The sequence below is a fragment of the Neisseria sp. P0021.S005 genome (assembly GCF_051956955.1).
In genome coordinates, this window is record NZ_JBQCWY010000727.1 from 1 (window position 1) to 1,488 (window position 1,488).

Here is a 1,488-nt window from a genome sequence, read left to right on the forward strand (position 1 = left end):
CGCTTTGATCCAGTTTTAATTTTTTAGCTTCTTGGGTAACAACAGTGCTGATAACTTGGCGTTCAGTCAGCATTTGACGCAATTCAGGAGTGTCTTGAACGTTCGGGTTGCTGGCGCGTACGGAAGCGATTTGGTCATCGATAACGCTGCTGTCGATGGCTTGGCCGTTGACGGTCACCAAAGTTTGGGCAAACAGGGTGCCGGAAGTCAGAGCAAGCATCAAGGCTGAAGCAAAGTAGGTTTTTTTCATCGTATTTCTCTTTTAAATTAATGATTGGAAATCAAAGTTTGGGCAGTAATCTTAATGGAAGTATTCGTCCGGCGTGGCTGCTTTGATACTGAGTGCATGAATCAGGCCGTCTGAAAACAAGTCCTGTAAAAGCTGCTTAATCATACGTTGCCGCTGGAGGCGGCCAATGTTTTCAAATGCGTTGCTGACCACCACTATGGCGTAATGCCCGCCGCCTTTATTACCGGCATGGCCGGCGTGCAGGTGGCTTTCATCTTCAAAATCGAAGAACTCAGGCTCAAGCGCCTGCAGGCGTTCCTCGATAATTTGACGCATATTGCTCATTTGAATACGGCTTTAAAGGGTTTAATCAATACTTCTGCGTATACGCCGGCATCGACGTAAGGGTCTTGTTCAGCCCATTCTTGTGCAGCGTCCAAAGATTCGAATTGAGCCACAATCAGGCTGCCGGAAACGCGTTCTGGATTATCTGGTAAAGGATTGGGGCCTGCAGTCAGCAGACGGCCTTGCGCTTTCAATTCTTCTAAGCGTGCTAAATGAGCAGGGCGTACTGCCATGCGTGCTTCGTGGACATCTTCGGCATCAGTTGCCAAAAGCATGAAATATTCCATTATTGATCCTCCTTAGGCTGGAAACGCATCAGATACATACCCTGTGCGATGGAAAAAATGATTGTAAAACCCAATGTGCCAAACAGTTTGTAATTGACCCATTGGTCTGGAAAATACGTAAAGACAAAGAGGTTGGCCGCACCCATAAAAATCAGGAAGCCAATCCATGCATAAGTCAGGCGCGTCCATACAAAATCAGGGAGCTGCATTTCTTTGCCCATGACGGCTTTAAGCCCGTTTTTACCGGCAAGGTGGCTGAACAGCATGACGATGGCGCCGATCCAAAACAGAACGGTCGGTTTCCACATGATAAAGCGGTTGTCTTTCAGCAGAATCGTTGCGCCGCCAAAAAAGACAATCAAAATCAGGCTGACCCATTGCATGGTATCCAGTTTACGGTGTTTCCAAAAGGTCAGCGCAGCTTGGGCAATGCCGACTATAACCGCAACAGCCGTTGCGGCAATCATGTCTTTGGTGATGATATATGTGATGAAAAATAAGAATACGGCGAATAAGTCGCTCAAAATCTTCATATATTAATGATGAAACTAATTGAGTAAATGCTAATCATACAGGGAGATGTGTCTTTTTGCACCTTTCCCCATGACTTTAATACCACATATATTT

At 46.0% G+C, this 1,488-nt stretch carries 3 protein-coding genes and 1 pseudogene; all 4 read right to left on the reverse strand.

The genetic code is table 11. The features are described 5' to 3' along the window. Positions 1–250, reverse strand: a pseudogene (locus ACTHUE_RS18720) (hypothetical protein); the annotation flags it as partial. A gap of 51 nt (positions 251–301) precedes the next feature. After that, on the reverse strand, positions 302–574 hold the full coding sequence (locus ACTHUE_RS18725; protein WP_070460214.1) for a BolA family protein: 273 nt from the start codon (positions 572–574) through the stop codon (positions 302–304). Beyond that, entirely contained in the window at positions 571–861 is a 291-nt protein-coding gene (locus tag ACTHUE_RS18730; protein WP_107792352.1) for a YciI family protein, read from the reverse strand. The genes ACTHUE_RS18725 and ACTHUE_RS18730 overlap by 4 nt, the downstream gene beginning before the upstream one ends. Continuing rightward, positions 861–1,394 carry a septation protein A gene (locus tag ACTHUE_RS18735; protein WP_070585001.1) on the reverse strand — a complete coding sequence of 178 codons (534 nt, stop codon included), beginning with the start codon at positions 1,392–1,394 and terminating at the stop codon, positions 861–863. The genes ACTHUE_RS18730 and ACTHUE_RS18735 overlap by 1 nt, the downstream gene beginning before the upstream one ends. Between the last annotated feature and the right edge of the window lie 94 nt (positions 1,395–1,488).